This is a genomic window from Mycobacteroides franklinii (assembly GCF_002013895.1).
Lineage (GTDB): Bacteria > Actinomycetota > Actinomycetes > Mycobacteriales > Mycobacteriaceae > Mycobacterium > Mycobacterium franklinii.
The window spans coordinates 85,711-101,341 of sequence record NZ_MAFQ01000015.1; the positions used below are offsets into that span (position 1 = coordinate 85,711).

The window sequence follows — 15,631 nt, forward strand, 5'->3', positions numbered from 1 at the left end:
TAGTGACAAAACTTGACGTCAGGAAATATCGCCGATTCCTGCCTTCAACGAGTCCAGTGCGGTGCGACTGAGCCGCGCAAGCTCATCGGGCGAGCGATCCTCGCCCAGCATCCACGCGTCCATGGCACCGAAAACCGCCGCCGCGATACAGCGCGCTGTCACGGTATTGCGCAGCCGCACATCAGGATTCGTATCGTCGCCACCATCACGCACGAGATGCTCCTCGATCACCTCGGCGAACTCGGCCTCCACCTGCCGGATGTGCCGCACGATGCGCGCCCGATCGAGTTCCTGGTCACGCAGCGTCGCGATCTTGACCACCGCATCGACGTCATAGGGAGCACTGAAGATCGCGGACTCCACCGATTCGAGGATGGGCTCACCCGGCGACCGCGCATCCAAGGCGTTGCGGAACCATTCCAGACCGAGGTCGTAGTCCATGAAGAGCAGATCGTGTTTGGACTCGAAATGGCGATAGAAGGTTCGCATCGAGACGCCCGCGTCCGCGGCGATCTGCTCCACCGAGGTGCCCTCTATGCCCTGGCCGAGAAAGCGAACCACCGCGGCCTGCCGAAGCGCCGCACGAGTCCGTTCGCTGCGCACAGTCTGGGCAGGTCTGGCCATCCTCGAAAGGTACCCCACATACGACCAGCCACAAGTTATGTCACTATTGACAAAACTTGATGCCGCTGCGAGGCTCCCGACATGGTGTCGCTCATCGTCCACGCGATCCTGGGAATCGCCGTCATCGCGTTCATCGTTGCCGCGAACCGGTCGATATTCGCCCGGCCCGCAACGGGTCCCGCCGTATCGCTGCTGGAGGTCGTCTACTACGTCGTCGGCATCGCGTCGGTTGTGCTGGGGTGGTACTTCAACATCCGATACGTCGCCGAGTACCACGTGTCCAACCCCATAACGGGCTGGATCGACTACATCACGTTGATGTTCGCCAACCCCGCGGCGGGCTCGGCCGGGCAGGATTACACGATCGGCAACGTCATCCTTTTGCCGCTCATGACCATCATCGACGGATACCGCCGCGGCATTCGGCGCCCATGGCTCTACTTCGTATCCAGCCTGTTCACCAGCTTTGTCTTCGCGTGGGCTTTCTACCTGGTCACGGTGGAACAGCAACGCAGACACCAGATGACGCGCGCCGTAGCCGCGTAATCCGTTCGGGTCACATGCCCTTGGCGCGCCGCCCCAGCTCACGGGTGATCTCGCGCGAGGCGTCCCGCTTGGCGATGTCCTGGCGTTTGTCGTGTGCCTGTTTACCGCGCGCCAAGGCCAGCTCCACCTTGACCTTGCCGTCCAGGAAGTACAGCGATAGCGGCACGAGCGTGAGGTTGCCGTCGCGGACCTTGCCGACCAGCTGATCGATCTGCGCCCTGTGCAGCAACAGCTTCCGGTTCCGCAGCGGTGCGTGGTTGGTCCAGGTTCCGTGGTCGTACTGCGGGATGTGTAACGCGCGCAGCCAGACCTCGCCGTCATCGATGGTGGCGAAGGCGTCTACCAGGGATGCCTTGCCCTCGCGAAGAGTCTTGACCTCGGTGCCCACCAGCTGCACCCCGGCCTCATAGACGTCGAGGATCGAATAGTTGTGCCGCGCCTTGCGATTGGACGCGATGATCTGGCGCCCGTCGGTCGGTTTCTTACTCATCGCCGGACATACAAACGAAGCGTCACATAGGCGGTCACACCGGCGAGCAGGATGCCCAGAGCCGCCATCTGGATGGCCGCGAGGAACACGTCACCGTAGGTGATCGGTGCCACCAGGTTGGCCTGAATGAACTGCTGCAGAGCCCCATTGAGAATGGTCACCCGTGCGATGATCAGGCCGATGACCGCAAGCGCCACGCCGGCGAGCGCCGCGATGACCGCCTCCAACAGGAACGGCAACTGGGTGTACCAGCGGGTGGCACCCACCAAACGCATGATGCCCACCTCCGTACGCCGGGTGTACGCGGCCACCTGAACCATGTTGGCAATCAACAAGACCGCACCCACGGCCTGAATCAGCGCGATCATGAACGCCGCGTCACGCAGGCTGTCCAGGACGGCGAACAGCCTGTCGATCAGGTCCTTCTGGTTGAGTACACCGCGGACACCGGGCTTGCCCACGAATGCCTCGTCGAAGTCGGCATGCTTCTCGGGATCCTTGAGCTTGACGATGAACGAGGCCGGGAACGCGTCCTTGCTGACATCCTTCATCAGATCCTGGAACTGCGGCAGCCGCCGTCCCGCGTCCGCGTAGGCATCCTCACGGTTCACGAAGCGCACCGACTTGATATCGGAACGCTTTTCGATCTCGTCACGCAGACCCTTGCAGATATCACTGCTGCAATTGGTGTCGCTGGCCGACAGATCTTCGGTAAGGAAGATCTGCGTCTCGACGCGGTCCAGGTAGATGGCCTTCGAGTTTTTGGCCAGCGATATCACCAACAGACCACCGCCGAACAACCCGATCGCGATGGCAGTCGTGATGATCATCGCCACCGTCATCGTCACATTGCGGCGCAGGCCGGTGAGGACCTCGTTGAACAGGAATCCAAAACGCATGTTTTATTCCACTTACCTATCTACCCCGTAGACACCGCGCTGCTCGTCGCGGATCAGCTTGCCCAGTTCCAACTCGATCACACGCTGCCGCATCGAGTCGACGATGTGATGGTCGTGTGTCGCCATCAGCACGGTGGTGCCGGTGCGGTTGATCCGCTCCAGCAGCGCCATGATGTCCTCACTGGTCTCGGGGTCCAGGTTTCCGGTCGGCTCGTCGGCCAGCAGCACCAGCGGACGGTTCACGAAGGCCCGCGCGATACCGACGCGCTGCTGCTCACCACCGGAGAGCTCCGACGGCAGGCGGCTCGCCTTGCCGGTCAGGTTCACCATCTCCAGTACCTCGGGCACGATCCGGTTGATGATGTCGGTCTGCTTGCCGATCACCTCAAGTGCGAAGGCGACGTTTTCGTACACCGTCTTCTGCTGCAGCAGCCGGAAGTCCTGGAACACGCAGCCGATGGTCTGCCGCAGGTGCGGGATCTCCCGGCCCCGCAGCTTGTTGACGTGGAACTTGGAGACCCGTACCTCGCCCTTGGTTGGCAGCTCCTCACCCAGCAGCAGACGCATGAATGTCGACTTGCCCGAACCCGAAGGACCGATGAGGAACACAAACTCACCCTTGTCGATCTCGAGGCTCACGTTGTCCAACGCGGGCCGAGCCGACGATTTGTAGAGCTTGGTTACCTTTTCGAGGCTGATCACGGCACGCCAGTGTAGCCGGGAAAACCGTGACCACCGTGAGGACGCACTAGGGCACGGGGTTCGGAGCAGGCGGCGGAGGTGCGCCCGGCAGCGGCGGAAGCTGCGGCGGGACCAGCCAGGGCGGCAATATGCCCGGCGGCGGAGGCGTTGTCGTCGTCGGGGGTGTCGGCGGCGCGCCGCTGGGCGTCGACGTCGGGAACGTCGTCACGATCGTGTTCGTCTGCTCGGTCGACGTGGTGGTGGTCGGTGTGGTCGTCGTCGGACGCCTCGTGGTGGTCTGCACCGGCCTCGGCGTGGACGTCGTGACGCTGGGCGTCGGCACCCAGGTGTACCCCGGCGGCGGCTGCGGCGGCGCAGGCTCAGGCCGCGTGATGTCGTAGAGCCAGCTCGCGGCGATGAAAGCGAGGATCAGCACAACCGTCGACGTCCTGACGCGCACCTTCTCGCGGAGCTTTTTGGCGCGGGACAGCACCTTCTCCCAGAACGGCTCCTGGCGGGATTCGCTCATGTGAGCTCCTCCGCCTTCACAATCGGCTGCGGCTTGGTGTCGACACCCTCTTTGTCGTTCTTGGCTTCGTCGCGTTTGGCGTCGCGTTTGAGCTCGCCCGAACTCGACGACGACATCGTCCGCACCGTCGGGCGGCTATCCCCTACCAGCGCGACACCTGCCTTCGCCAGCGCGGCGATCACCTTGGCCCGCATCCGGCGCCCTACCTCGAACTGCTTGCCCGGCAGTGTTCGCGCCACCATGCGCACGTTGACCCGGTCCACCTCGATGCTCTCCACACCCATGAGTGACGGGGCATCGAGCAGCAGCTGCGAAAGGTCGCGGTCCACCAGCGCCTGCTGGCACACGTCGTACAGCACATCATTGACCCGAGCCAGGTCGACGCTCGTCGGCACCGGGATGTCGACGACCGCGCGGGCCCAGTCCTTGGAGAGGTTGACCGCCTTGACGATCAACCCGTTGGGAATGGTGATCACCTCGCCGTCGCCCGAGCGCAATTTGGTGACCCGCAGCGTGACCTCCTCGACGGTCCCCCGCGACTCCGTGGTTTGCCCCTGCACATACAACTCCACCAAATCACCAAAGCCGTACTGCTTTTCGGTGATGAGAAAGAATCCACTCAAGAGGTCCTGGACCACGCGCTGCGCACCGAAACCCAGTGCACCACCGAGCACCGCGGCCGGACCTGCCAAGCCGCCGATCGAAATACCCAGCACCCCAACGACGTGCACGGTCGTGATGACGACGACCAGCACCACAACGATCCAGGAAACCACCGAGGCCAGCGCCTGACGGTGCTTGCTGGCCTCCGAACGAACCAGCGCGTCGCTTTGCGTGAACGAGCGATCCAACCGTCGGGTGATCTTCTGAGCACCCCAGTTGATGAAGCGGACCAGGATCATCGCACCGAGGATGGCGATGACGATGCGCAGCCCATTGTCGAGCAGCCAGCGTCCAATCTGGCTGGACCAGAAGGAATTCCAGCGTTCTGCTAGGCGAAGGCTCGCCGCACTGAATTCGGCGGCTTTAATCATCGCGCCTGTTGCGCCACCGGATCCCCGCCTCGAGGAATCCGTCGATGTCCCCGTCGAGCACTGCCGCGGGATTGCCCACCTCGTACTCAGTGCGGAGGTCCTTGACCATCTGATACGGCTGCAGCACGTAGGAGCGCATCTGCGTACCCCATGAGCTGCCGCCATCGCCCTTGAGCGCATCCATCTCGGCGCGCTCTTCCTGCCGTTTGCGCTCCAGCAGCCTGGCCTGCAGCACGCGCATCGCGGCGACCTTGTTCTGCAGCTGCGACTTCTCGTTCTGGCAGGTGACGACGATGCCAGTCGGGATGTGCGTGAGGCGAACCGCGGAGTCGGTGGTGTTCACCGACTGGCCGCCCGGGCCGCTCGATCGGTACACGTCAACGCGTAGATCGCCTTCGGGGATCTCGATGTGATCGGTCGTCTCCACCACCGGGAGTACCTCGACATCGGCGAACGAGGTCTGTCGCCGGCTTTGGTTATCGAACGGACTGATGCGCACCAGGCGGTGTGTGCCCTGCTCCACCGACAAGGTGCCGTAGGCGAAGGGGGCATGCACGGCGAAGGTCGCGCTCTTGATGCCCGCTTCTTCGGCATAGGAGGTGTCGAACACCTCGACCGGGTATTTGTGCGCCTCGGCCCAGCGGATGTACATGCGCATGAGCATTTCGGCCCAGTCCGCGGCGTCCACACCGCCGGCGCCAGACCGGATGGTGACCACGGCCTCACGCTCGTCGTACTCGCCGGACAGCAGGGTCCGGACCTCCATGGCCTCGATGTCCTCGCGCAGCTTGGCGCGGTCGGCATCAGCCTCCGCGACAACGGACGCGTCTTCGGATTCCTCCGCGAGCTCGTAGAGCACCGGCAGATCGTCGAGCCGCTGCCGCAGGGCCTCGACGCGCCGCAGCTCACCCTGTGCGTGCGAGAGCTGACTCGTCACCTGCTGGGCGCGCGCCTGGTCATCCCACAGGTTGGGGTCGGCGGCGGCTTCTTCGAGCGTCTTGATCCGGGCACGCAGGCCATCGACGTCGAGCACCCGCTCCACCGTGGTGAGAGTCGTGTCGAGGTCGGCGATGTCGGCTTGGCAGTCCAGATCCACAACTGTTCAGGCTACCGGGCAGAGCGTGGGTCCTATTGCCACCCGATGGCTAGGTGCCGGAGCCCTGCCTGCCGTGGGTGATCGAGGTGATGTGGTCGGCACAGAATCGCAGCTGATTTCCCGCGTCCGCGACCTCGGCTTCAGTGAGGTGGCTTGGTGTTCCCAGCACACTAAGCATCACCGCGACCTCGCCATTGCCGTCGAAGACGGGCGCGCCCAGAAAGCCGATGCGTCGCGGCTCACTGAAATCGATCGGCTCACCCATACGGGCGAGCAAGGCTGCCAACATGGATTGAATGGTGTCGAGTCGCTGGCCGACGGTGCCGTGGCCGGCCGGCTCACTGAGCTGCATATAGAACTTGTCGACACGGTCGCTCTGCACGGACGCGAAGTAGCCCCGCTCGCGGACCCCGGCCAGCATGGCCTGCATCCCGTCCCAGAGCTCATCGGTGATCGCCGGAGTCGCCCGCAGCAGCCAGCGCCGCACGTCCTCGTCCTGCGCCCATGCCATGAACACCAGACCGGCCGGCGCAGTGAGCCTGATCCGCTGACCCACCTGATAACTGCCGCCTGTCGGCGATCGACCGTGTGACGCGATGACCGCGACGTCCTCTCCCGCGATCATCGAGGCGGTGCATGCCGTTCCGAACCGGGTCGCGAGTCGCTTCACCTCGGTGTCCACCACCTCGGCGATCTCAAATCGCTGCCGCGCCGCATGCCCGGTAATCAGCATGGACGGGCCGATCGAGTACGTCTTGTGCCGGGGGTGCCGAACGAGGTAGCCCGCCTCGGTGAGTGCCTGAAGTATCGCGAGCGTGGATGCCGGATTGACCCCGACGGCCTCGGCGATTTCGGTCATCGACAACGGTTGAGTCGGTCGGCCCGCCAGATGGTCGAGGATCTGCGCGGCGCGCACCACAGCGGGTGCGGGCTTCGTCATTTACCCCCCAATCCAAACGTCTGGCTGCTAATATTTCAGTGAATTTGATATATCGAATTCGAACAAGAAATACAATACTTAACTACCTGGCTACCGGGGGTCCCGCTCGACATGTACTCCTTTGGCAAGCAGCTAGCCGCGCTACCAAGATCACGGTACGGCCCATGGGCGGTCATTGCCGCCGGAGAGACCGAAACCGCAACCGCATTCGCGCGCCACATCGCGGCAAACGGCATCAACATCGTCCTGGCGGCGCATGGCGGACGGGCCGACGCGTACACGTTGACCATGACTGCCGGCGTGAGCGTCCGGACCACCTCACCCGACGTCTTTACCGGTGAACTCGCCGCGGCGACAGACGATATCGAGGTGGGCCTACTGGTGTGCATCACCGACGAAGATGCCACCGGCGGCCGCTGTGGTGAATCTGCCCTGAATCGGTTGCGCACGCTCTACCTGACCCACCGATTCGGGCAACGAATCGCCGATCGCGGCGAGGGAGCCGTAATCATGGTGAAATCACTGGCCGCACAATCGATCTCCCAGGGCACACCACTACACCGCGCCGACTCGACATTCACGGCCGGCCTCCGCGACGGCCTGCTTCGGCAGGATGTCGAGGTTGCCCTGTTGGACGACTTTGTTCCACACCGCCCTGCGATGGACGCCGACGACCTCGCGCTCATGGCGCTGGCCCGCCTCGGGCGACAGCGTCACCGCCATTGCCTCCACGACGGAGACGTATCCGCCGTCCCACCGGCGCTCCGGGCCAACTGACGCGACCCGAACCGCTTGTGCACGTGGTGTTCAAATCCCCGTCCCTCGCTATCCAAACTGACGCGGTGGTAGGTTCCTGACCGTGAGTCAGGATACGAACGCCGCCCCCAAGACCGAACTGCTTCACCCCACTGCGGACGACTTCGCCGAATTCGACGGCGAAACGCGTCGGCTCCTCAAAGCAACCGTCGATTGGTTCGAGGAACGTGGAAAGACACGGCTGCTCCAGGACTACGTCGACAAGGTCTTCTACCAGGACTTCCTGGACTTCGCGGCACGCGAAAAACTGTTCGCAACCTTCCTGACCCCCGCTGCCGACGGCGCCGGAAACGCCGAAAAGCGCTGGGACACCGCGCGAGTGGCCAAGCTCTCGGAGATCCTCGGCTTCTACGGCCTGAACTACTGGTACCCGTGGCAGGTCACCGTGCTGGGCCTGGGCCCGGTATGGCAGAGCGCCAACACCGACCCGCGCAAGCGGGCCGCCGATCTGCTCGACGGTGGTGCCGTCGCCGCGTTCGGCCTGTCCGAGCAGGCCCACGGTGCCGACATCTACTCCTCCGACATGGTGCTGACCCCACTCGAAGGCGGCGGCTACAAGGCATCGGGCCCCAAGTACTACATCGGCAACGGCAACTGTGCCCGCATCGTCTCGGTGTTCGGCCGGGTCCAGGGCCGTGACGGACTCGATCAGTACGTCTTCTTCCTCGCCGACAGCGAGCACCCGAACTACAAGGTGATCAAGAACGTCGTGCCGTCGCAGATGTACGTCGCCGAGTTCGCGCTCGATGAGTATCCGGTCAGCGAAGACGACATCCTGCACGTGGGCGCGGATGCCTTCAGCGCGGCACTGAACACCGTCAACATCGGAAAGTTCAACCTGTGCTTCGGCGGCATCGGCCTGTCCACTCACGCCTTCTACGAATCAATCACCCACGCCCACAACAGAATTCTCTACGGCAACCCGGTGACCAAGTTCGACCATGTGCGCCGCGAATTCGTCGACGCATACGCCCGCCTGCTGGCAATGAAGCTCTTCAGCGAGCGTGCGGTCGACTACTTCCGCACCGCCAATGCCGAGGACCGGCGCTACCTGCTGTTCAACCCCGTCACCAAGATGAAGGCCACCACCGAAGCCGAGAAGGTGCTGGCACTGCTCGCCGACGTCATGTCGGCCAAGGCCTTCGAGGCAGAGAGCTACACGACTGCCGCTCGCATCGATGTGGCCGGTCTGCCCAAGCTCGAAGGCACCGTTGCGGTGAACCTGGCACTGATCCTCAAGTTCATGCCCGCCTACCTACATGATGCGCAGGACCTTCCGGTGCCCGGCGTCCAGCTGCAGCCCGGCGACGACGAGTTCCTGTTCCGTCAGGGACCGGCCAGCGGCCTGGGCAAGGTCCGCTTCCACGACTGGCGCAAGCCCTTCGCGGACAATGCCGGCATCCCGAACGTCGCGGCCTTCACCCAGCGTGCCGAGGCGTTGGCCACGCTTGTCGCCAGCGAGCGGGACGCGATCAAGAACGCCGGCCTGGACCTGCAGCTGAGCATCGGCGAGCTGTTCACCCTGGTGGTGTACGGCGGTCTGATCTTGGAGCAAGCGAAGCTGCGTGGCACCGACTCCGTGCTGATTGACCAGATCTTCGAGTTCCTCAACCGGGACTTCTCCACCTACGCGGTCGATCTACTGGGCAAGCGCGAGGCCACGGCCACCCAACGGCAGTGGGCCAAGGACGTCATTTCAGAACCGGTATTCAATTCCGAACGCTTCGATGAGATTTGGAATCGGATCGAGGCGCTCTCCGGTGCGTACGAAATGCGGGCCTAGTCCGCAGGTCTACCCGCGCACCCTCGTTTCCGTCGCTAGCATCGGTGGGGTAACCCGTCCGGACAGGACCGCGGCCAGCCCCCTGTCGGCCAGCCCATAGCCGACGACAGCCGCTGCCCCGTCGGGCAGATAAGGATGTACGAGGGTGCGCGCCGTTCACGTCGCCATCGTCGGTGCGGGCCCCTCGGGGTTCTTCGCCGCCGGATCGCTGCTCAAACACACCGATTTCGACGTCCACGTGGACATGCTCGAAATGCTGCCGACCCCTTGGGGTTTGGTTCGGTCGGGGGTGGCCCCCGACCACCCCAAGATCAAGTCGGTCAGCGCGGTGTTCGAGAAGACGGCCACGCATCCGCGGTTCCGATTCTTCGGCAACATCGAGGTGGGAGTGCAGATCACCGCCGAGGAGCTGGCAGCTCGCTACGACGCGGTGATCTACGCGGTCGGCGCCCAGTCCGACAAACCACTGGGCATCCCGGGCGATCAGCTGCCCGGCTGTATCGCCGCCGTCGACGTCGTGGGTTGGTATAACGCGAACCCCACCTACCAGAAGGTGGCGGTCGACCTGTCCGGTCAGCGCGCCGTGGTCGTCGGCAACGGCAACGTCGCACTGGACGTCGCACGCATCCTCGGCATGGATCCGGAGTCGCTACACACCACCGACATTGCCGATCGGGCACTGGATTCCTTGGACCACAACGCTATCCGCGAGGTGGTAATCATCGGACGGCGCGGACCACTACAGGCAACCTTCACTCCGCTGGAGCTACGCGAGATGGGCGAGTTGCCCGGCGTCGACGTGGTGGTGGACCCCGAGGACTTGGCCGGCATCACCGACGAGCAGCTGGCGGCGGCCCCCAAGCCCACCCGCACCAATATCGACACCTTGCGCAAGTTCTCGGAGCGGCCGCACACCGATGGCCATCGCAGAGTGGTGTTCCGGTTCTGCACCTCCCCCATTGAATTGCACAGCAACGGTACTGGCGAGAACCAAGTCGAATCGATCACTGTGGGCCGTAACGAATTAGTCGAAGAAGACGGGTATCTGGTTGCCCGCGATACCGGCGAACGCGAAACACTGCCGACCCATCTGGTGGTGCGTGCCATCGGATATCGCGGGGTTCCGGTGCCGGGATTGCCCTTCGACTCCCGGCGCGGGGTCATCCTCAATAACGCGGGGCGTATCGAGGGTCGCGACAACGAGTACGTGGTCGGCTGGATCAAGCGTGGTCCGGTTGGTGTTATCGGAACCAACAAGAGCGACTCGCAGGAGACGGTCGACACCCTGCTCGCCGATCTGGCAACCGCAGAACTGCGGGCCGCGCCCGATGTTGCGGCCCTTGAGGAATGGCTGTTGGGGCACGAGCCACACATCGTGTCCCAATCCGATTGGCTCACCATCGATTCGCACGAGCGGGCGACCGGTGAACCACAAGGACGCCCCCGGGTGAAGCTCGAAACGGTGCCCGAATTGTTGGCCGCGACGGGACGGCACGATCAGCCGTGACGTTGAGCTAGCTCAATCCAAACGCATCTGTCGCAGTTGCCCCGTACAGCAGCCATGCGGGACGTACGCGCTCGTGAACGATGAGTCTCATGGCGTCTGGGGCGCGCTCACCCCGAGTGAGCGTCGCGAACATGCCGAACGCGCGCAACGGCTATCGCAGGGGCACGCACCCTTAGAATTACCTTAGAAATCTCTTATTTTTCTTATCTTTCGGGTACCGTCGAGCTGGTCCGAGTTGGCTGAGCCCGAGGAGCGTGACGAGTGACCGAACATGACGTGGTGGTTGTCGGCGGCGGCCCAACCGGACTCATGCTGGCCGGCGAGCTGGCCCTCGCCGGAGCCGATGTAGCCATCGTCGAGCGGCGCGCAACCCACGACCTGGACGGTTCGCGCGCGGGCGGCATGACGTCACGCACCCTCGAAGTGCTCGATCAACGCGGGATCGTCGGCCGGTTCCTGCCCCAGGGACTCACCGCACCCATCGCGCATTTTTCCGCGCTCCTGCTGGATATGACCGACCAGCCGACCAGACACGCCTTTGGGTTGATGTTGTTGCAGTACCGCATCGAACGCACCCTGTGCGAATGGGTCGCCGAACATGGGGTACCGATCTACCGAGGGCGTGAAGTCAACGGGTTCAAAGCATCCGATGACGCCGTCGATGCCGATCTTTCCGATGGCTCAGCGCTGCGGGCGCAGTATCTGGTTGGCTGCGACGGCGGACGCAGCCTGGTGCGCAAGACCGCCGGCATCGATTTCCCCGGATGGGATCCGTCCACCAGCTGCCTGGTCGCGGATGTCGAACTGACCGAGGAACCACAGTGGGGCATCCACCGCCACGGCGCGCTGCATTCGATCTTCAGATTCGAGGAGGACGGCCCCGTTCGGGTCTTGGTGACCGAGCCCGAGATCGGACGCACCGGTGAGCCGACCCTGGGTGATTTGAGTACGGCGCTGATCGCGGCACGCGGGACCGATTATGGAATGCACAGTCCCACATGGATTTCCCGGTTCACCGACGTGACCCGGCAGGCGGCGACGTACCGCAAGGGGCGGGTGCTGCTCGCGGGAGACGCGGCGCATGTGCACTTCCCCATCGGCGGGCAAGGTCTCAACACCGGAATCCAGGATGCCGTCAACCTCGGCTGGAAACTCGCCCAAGTCGTCAATGGCACCTCACCCCAGGAACTGCTGGACACCTATCACGCCGAACGGCACCCCGTCGCGGAGCGGGTACTGCACAACACCATGGCACAGACCGCACTGAGCCGCGCCGGCGAGCGGGTTGACGCATTGCGCGACATCATCGCTCAGCTCCTCGCTCTTGACGCCCCACGTCAGCACATCGCGGCAATGATGAGCGGTCTGGACATCCACTACGACCTGGGCCCGCAGACCGGCCCCGACCATCCCCTGCTCGGGCGACGTATGCCGGACCTCGATGTGCGCACCGGCGATGGCATCGTCCGCGTGTTCACCCTGCTGCACGATGCCCGCGGCGTGCTCCTGAACCTGGGTACACCCATGACCGGCACCTCGGGTTGGTCACATCGGGTCGATTCCGTCGACGCCGAATACGTTGGCATAGAAGACGCCTTCGAGCTGCCCGTCATCGGTGCCGTCAAAGCGCCCAATGCGGTACTGATCCGGCCCGACGGGTACGTCGCCTGGGTCGGCGACGGTACGACAACCGGGCTCAACGACGCGCTACACGCCTGGTTCGGGCCGCCTCGTTCATAGCGGCGGCGGTTCGTAGTACCTCGGTGGCGGCTCGTGCTTCTTGGCCGGATCCTCTGTTGACGACGGCCCCTCGACCGGCCCCGGTGTAGACGGCGGTGGCGGCACCGGATCGATGTTTTCGACCGACGGCGGCCCACTCGGATACTGCTGCTGCGGACCGGCCGGCGGCGCCAGCAGCACACCCCAGCGATCGGGGTTCTTCGGCGGGTACAGCACCGGGATCAGGTCACCGATGCGCGGCCAGTCGTTGACGTCGCGCACGATCTGCCGGTAGGTGACATATTCGGCGACCGTAGGACCGTTGAGCGCACCCGTGATTGTGACCAGTTGCTCCCCCGTGACCCCCTCGGGACGAGGGCTGACACCTGTCACCAACAGGGTCCCGTGCACCGCGTTCATACCCGGCTGCGCCTGCCTGCCGCGGCGCATCTGCATGATCAGGAAAGCCAGCGAGCCGCCGACCAGAAGTAGCACCAAGAATTCCCACACACTGTCATGGTAGGACTGCAGGCATGACGCCCACCGTGTCCTTGCGCGAAGATCGTCGGCTCGCACTCGAATTAGCCGATGCCGCCGACGAAATCACCACGTCCCGGTTCGGCGCACTCGATCTACGGGTGGACACCAAACCCGACCTGACACCGGTGACCGACGCGGACACCTCGGTGGAATCGGTCCTGCGTTCGTTGTTGCATCGATCGCGCCCGGCGGACTCGGTGGTCGGCGAGGAGTACGGCGGCGAGGCCGTATTCAGCGGTAGGCAGTGGGTTATCGATCCCATCGACGGCACCAAGAACTTCGCGCGGGGCGTCCCCATCTGGGCCACACTCATCGCACTGCTTGAGGACGGCATACCCGTCGTCGGTGTCATCAGCGCCCCGGCCCTGTCCCGTCGCTGGTGGGCGGCAGAGGGACTCGGCGCTCACACCCGAGTCGGGTCCGGCGAGGATCGGCTCATCCATGCCTCCCGAGTGGATCGGCTGACGTCGGCAAGCCTGTCGTTCTCCAGCCTGTCGGGCTGGGCGGACCGCGGGAAACGCGATCAGTTCATCGAGCTGACCGACGAGATCTGGCGCGTCCGGGGCTTCGGAGACTTCTTCTCCTACTGCCTGGTGGCCGAGGGCGCGGTCGATATCGCCGCCGAACCCGAGGTCTCGCTGTGGGATCTGGCCCCGCTGGACATCCTGGTTCGCGAAGCGGGCGGCCGGTTCACGAATCTGGCCGGCGAGCCCGGCCCGCACGGCGGTAGTGCGGTGGCGACCAACGGGTTGCTGCACGACGAGGTACTCAAGGCCCTCGACTAACGCCCCGTGCGCACCGCCGCTCCCCGCAAGCAGACGCTTATTGCAGGCCCAACCTGGGGTTTCGCTGCAATAAGCGTCTGTTCGCCGGGCGGCGACGGGTGTGACATACACCTCGTTTCCTGAGGATCTTACCGCTTAGTAAGATACGGTTCTTACTTCGGAGTAAGGTAACGGCCAGATACTCCGGCAGAACCCCTTTAACCCCAGAAACGGCTGGTGACATGACCAACACGTTGACTCCGCGCGACGAGAAGAAGGCCGCCAAGAGCAAGAGCCCGGCGAGGCACGAGACCGGCGTCGGCCTTCAGAAGCACAAGCGCGGCGCGATCGACATCCTCATCGCGGTGCTGACCCCGATCGCAGGTTCGGAGCTGCTGGACAAGTACAACCTGCGCGGAGCCTTCAACAAGGGCATCTTCGAGACCACGAAGGGCCTGTTCACCACCCTCGGCGTTGCCAACCGCACCTTCAAGAAGGTCACCGGCAGCAAGGGTGCACCCAAGCGCCTCGACAAGGCCAACGCCGACTACTTCGACCTCAACCCCGAGGACGAGCAGAAGATGATCGCCGACACGGTGAAGGAATTCGCCGTCGAGGTCATCCGCCCGGCCGCCTACGAGTCGGACAAGAACAAGAACTACCCCGCCGATCTGCTGGGCAAGGTCGCCGAGCTGGGCGTCACCGCCATCAACATCCCGGAGGATTTCGACGGCATCGCCTCGCAGCGCTCGACTGTCACCAACTCCCTTGTCGCCGAAGCTCTCTCGTACGGTGATATGGGTCTGGCCCTGCCGATCCTGGCCCCCTCCGGTGTGGCCACCGCGCTGACCAACTGGGGCAGCGCCGATCAGCAGGCCACCTACCTCAAGGAGTTCGCGGGCGAGAACGTGCCGCAGGCTTCGGTGGTCGTCGCCGAGCCGCAGGCACTGTTCGACCCGTTCAGCCTCAAGACCACCGCCACCCGCACCCCCAGCGGCTTCCGCCTCAACGGCGTGAAGTCGTTGGTTCCGGCCGCCGCGCAGGCTGAACTGTTCATCGTGGCCGCCAACTACAACGGCCGCCCGACACTGTTCATCGTCGAGTCGGGCACCGAGGGCATCACCGTCGAGGAAGACCCGAGCATGGGCATCCGCGGCGCGGCGCTGGGCCGGCTGAACCTCAACAACGTCGCGGTTCCCTCCTCCGGCCTGCTCGGTGAGGACGGTGCCGCGGATTCCGATTACTCCGAGGCCATCGCGCTGGCCCGCCTCGGCTGGGCGTCTCTCGCGGTCGGTACCGGCCAAGCCGTGCTCGACTACGTGATCCCCTACGTCAAGCAGCGCGAGGCGTTCGGCGAGCCCATCGCCCGCCGCCAGGCCGTTGCCTTCATGTGCGCCAACATCGCCATCGAGCTCGACGGCTTGCGCCTGGTGACGCTGCGCGGTGCCTCGCGTGCCGAGCAGGGCCTGCCCTTCATCCGCGAGGCGGCACTGGCCCGCAAGCTCGCCACCGACAAGGGCATGCAGATCGGCCTCGACGGCGTGCAGCTGCTCGGCGGACACGGCTTCACCAAGGAGCACCCGGTGGAGCGCTGGTACCGCAACCTGCGCGCAATCGGTGTTGCCGAAGGCGTGGTAATTCTCTAGCGGTTCTGTCCTTCTGA

At 64.3% G+C, this 15,631-nt stretch carries 17 protein-coding genes; 9 read left to right on the top strand and 8 right to left on the bottom strand.

The genetic code is table 11. From position 1 onward, the window contains the following. Positions 1-18: 18 nt before the first annotated feature. A complete protein-coding gene (locus tag B4393_RS28175) occupies positions 19-624 on the bottom strand; it encodes a TetR/AcrR family transcriptional regulator (RefSeq protein WP_236743229.1) in 606 nt (201 codons plus the stop codon). A gap of 81 nt (positions 625-705) precedes the next feature. Between B4393_RS28175 and B4393_RS22785 the strand changes: the two genes are divergently transcribed. Next, the gene (locus tag B4393_RS22785) at positions 706-1,170 is read left to right on the top strand and encodes a DUF2834 domain-containing protein (protein WP_078336087.1); all 465 of its coding nucleotides are present in this window, start codon (positions 706-708) and stop codon (positions 1,168-1,170) included. A gap of 10 nt (positions 1,171-1,180) precedes the next feature. Here B4393_RS22785 and smpB read toward each other — a convergent pair whose 3' ends face one another. The 3 genes from smpB to ftsE are packed head-to-tail and all read right to left on the bottom strand — an operon-like array spanning position 1,181 to position 3,261. After that, positions 1,181-1,660: an SsrA-binding protein SmpB gene (gene smpB, locus B4393_RS22790; protein ID WP_070938793.1), complete on the bottom strand. Its 480-nt coding sequence runs from the start codon at positions 1,658-1,660 to the stop codon at positions 1,181-1,183. After that, complete coding sequence (gene ftsX / locus B4393_RS22795; protein WP_070938792.1) at positions 1,657-2,559, bottom strand: permease-like cell division protein FtsX; 903 nt, start codon at positions 2,557-2,559, stop codon at positions 1,657-1,659. The genes smpB and ftsX overlap by 4 nt, the downstream gene beginning before the upstream one ends. A 12-nt stretch (positions 2,560-2,571) precedes the next feature. Next, positions 2,572-3,261 carry a cell division ATP-binding protein FtsE gene (gene ftsE, locus B4393_RS22800; protein WP_070938791.1) on the bottom strand — a complete coding sequence of 230 codons (690 nt, stop codon included), beginning with the start codon at positions 3,259-3,261 and terminating at the stop codon, positions 2,572-2,574. 128 nt (positions 3,262-3,389) lie between these two features. Here ftsE and B4393_RS28310 point away from each other — a divergent pair, with 128 nt between their 5' ends. Next, entirely contained in the window at positions 3,390-3,641 is a 252-nt protein-coding gene (locus B4393_RS28310) for a hypothetical protein (protein ID WP_070938790.1), read from the top strand. 124 nt (positions 3,642-3,765) lie between these two features. On the opposite strand, the gene B4393_RS22810 is transcribed toward B4393_RS28310, so the two are convergent. Genes B4393_RS22810 through B4393_RS22820 form a run of 3 tightly spaced genes read right to left on the bottom strand, consistent with a single transcriptional unit; the run spans position 3,766 to position 6,839 of the window. Continuing rightward, positions 3,766-4,803 (bottom strand): mechanosensitive ion channel family protein, encoded by a 1,038-nt coding sequence (locus tag B4393_RS22810; RefSeq protein WP_070938789.1) that lies wholly within the window; start codon positions 4,801-4,803, stop codon positions 3,766-3,768. After that, positions 4,796-5,899 (bottom strand): peptide chain release factor 2, encoded by a 1,104-nt coding sequence (gene prfB / locus B4393_RS22815; protein ID WP_070938788.1) that lies wholly within the window; start codon positions 5,897-5,899, stop codon positions 4,796-4,798. Before prfB ends, B4393_RS22810 begins: the two co-directional genes overlap by 8 nt. A 49-nt stretch (positions 5,900-5,948) precedes the next feature. Continuing rightward, a complete protein-coding gene (locus B4393_RS22820; RefSeq protein WP_078336088.1) occupies positions 5,949-6,839 on the bottom strand; it encodes an IclR family transcriptional regulator in 891 nt (296 codons plus the stop codon). 111 nt (positions 6,840-6,950) lie between these two features. Between B4393_RS22820 and B4393_RS22825 the strand changes: the two genes are divergently transcribed. The 5 genes from B4393_RS22825 (at position 6,951) to B4393_RS22845 (ending at position 12,685) form a co-directional block, all read left to right on the top strand. Further along, positions 6,951-7,616: a short-chain dehydrogenase gene (locus tag B4393_RS22825; RefSeq protein ID WP_070938786.1), complete on the top strand. Its 666-nt coding sequence runs from the start codon at positions 6,951-6,953 to the stop codon at positions 7,614-7,616. An 82-nt stretch (positions 7,617-7,698) separates the two neighbouring features. Continuing rightward, complete coding sequence (locus tag B4393_RS22830; protein ID WP_078279737.1) at positions 7,699-9,438, top strand: acyl-CoA dehydrogenase family protein; 1,740 nt, start codon at positions 7,699-7,701, stop codon at positions 9,436-9,438. Positions 9,439-9,583: 145 nt separating this feature from the next. Continuing rightward, positions 9,584-10,945, top strand: a complete 1,362-nt coding sequence (locus B4393_RS22835) for an FAD-dependent oxidoreductase (protein ID WP_078336089.1) — start codon at positions 9,584-9,586, stop codon at positions 10,943-10,945. Beyond that, on the top strand, positions 10,935-11,132 hold the full coding sequence (locus tag B4393_RS22840) for a WhiB family transcriptional regulator (protein ID WP_078336090.1): 198 nt from the start codon (positions 10,935-10,937) through the stop codon (positions 11,130-11,132). The genes B4393_RS22835 and B4393_RS22840 overlap by 11 nt, the downstream gene beginning before the upstream one ends. Before the next feature lie 74 nt (positions 11,133-11,206). Further along, positions 11,207-12,685 carry an FAD-dependent monooxygenase gene (locus B4393_RS22845; RefSeq protein ID WP_078336091.1) on the top strand — a complete coding sequence of 493 codons (1,479 nt, stop codon included), beginning with the start codon at positions 11,207-11,209 and terminating at the stop codon, positions 12,683-12,685. Here B4393_RS22845 and B4393_RS28520 read toward each other — a convergent pair. Then, on the bottom strand, positions 12,680-13,174 hold the full coding sequence (locus B4393_RS28520) for a hypothetical protein (RefSeq protein ID WP_109558634.1): 495 nt from the start codon (positions 13,172-13,174) through the stop codon (positions 12,680-12,682). The genes B4393_RS22845 and B4393_RS28520 overlap by 6 nt on opposite strands. A 23-nt stretch (positions 13,175-13,197) precedes the next feature. Between B4393_RS28520 and hisN the strand changes: the two genes are divergently transcribed. Both hisN and B4393_RS22860 read left to right on the top strand, forming a co-directional pair. Continuing rightward, on the top strand, positions 13,198-13,989 hold the full coding sequence (gene hisN, locus B4393_RS22855) for a histidinol-phosphatase (RefSeq protein ID WP_078336092.1): 792 nt from the start codon (positions 13,198-13,200) through the stop codon (positions 13,987-13,989). A gap of 221 nt (positions 13,990-14,210) precedes the next feature. Beyond that, the gene (locus B4393_RS22860) at positions 14,211-15,614 is read left to right on the top strand and encodes an acyl-CoA dehydrogenase family protein (RefSeq protein WP_078336093.1); all 1,404 of its coding nucleotides are present in this window, start codon (positions 14,211-14,213) and stop codon (positions 15,612-15,614) included. Positions 15,615-15,631 lie beyond the last annotated feature (17 nt).

Bases quoted from the DNA above. Each gene is read 5' to 3' on its own strand.
- B4393_RS22820 (WP_078336088.1), bottom strand. From the start codon at position 6,839: ATGACGAAGCCCGCACCCGCTGTGGTGCGCGCCGCGCAGATCCTCGAC.
- B4393_RS22810 (WP_070938789.1), bottom strand. From the start codon at position 4,803: ATGATTAAAGCCGCCGAATTCAGTGCGGCGAGCCTTCGCCTAGCAGAA.
- B4393_RS28175 (WP_236743229.1), bottom strand. From the start codon at position 624: ATGGCCAGACCTGCCCAGACTGTGCGCAGCGAACGGACTCGTGCGGCG.
- B4393_RS28310 (WP_070938790.1), top strand. From the start codon at position 3,390: ATGCCCGGCGGCGGAGGCGTTGTCGTCGTCGGGGGTGTCGGCGGCGCG.
- B4393_RS22825 (WP_070938786.1), top strand. From the start codon at position 6,951: ATGTACTCCTTTGGCAAGCAGCTAGCCGCGCTACCAAGATCACGGTAC.
- B4393_RS22785 (WP_078336087.1), top strand. From the start codon at position 706: ATGGTGTCGCTCATCGTCCACGCGATCCTGGGAATCGCCGTCATCGCG.
- smpB (WP_070938793.1), bottom strand. From the start codon at position 1,660: ATGAGTAAGAAACCGACCGACGGGCGCCAGATCATCGCGTCCAATCGC.
- ftsX (WP_070938792.1), bottom strand. From the start codon at position 2,559: ATGCGTTTTGGATTCCTGTTCAACGAGGTCCTCACCGGCCTGCGCCGC.
- B4393_RS22860 (WP_078336093.1), top strand. From the start codon at position 14,211: ATGACCAACACGTTGACTCCGCGCGACGAGAAGAAGGCCGCCAAGAGC.
- hisN (WP_078336092.1), top strand. From the start codon at position 13,198: ATGACGCCCACCGTGTCCTTGCGCGAAGATCGTCGGCTCGCACTCGAA.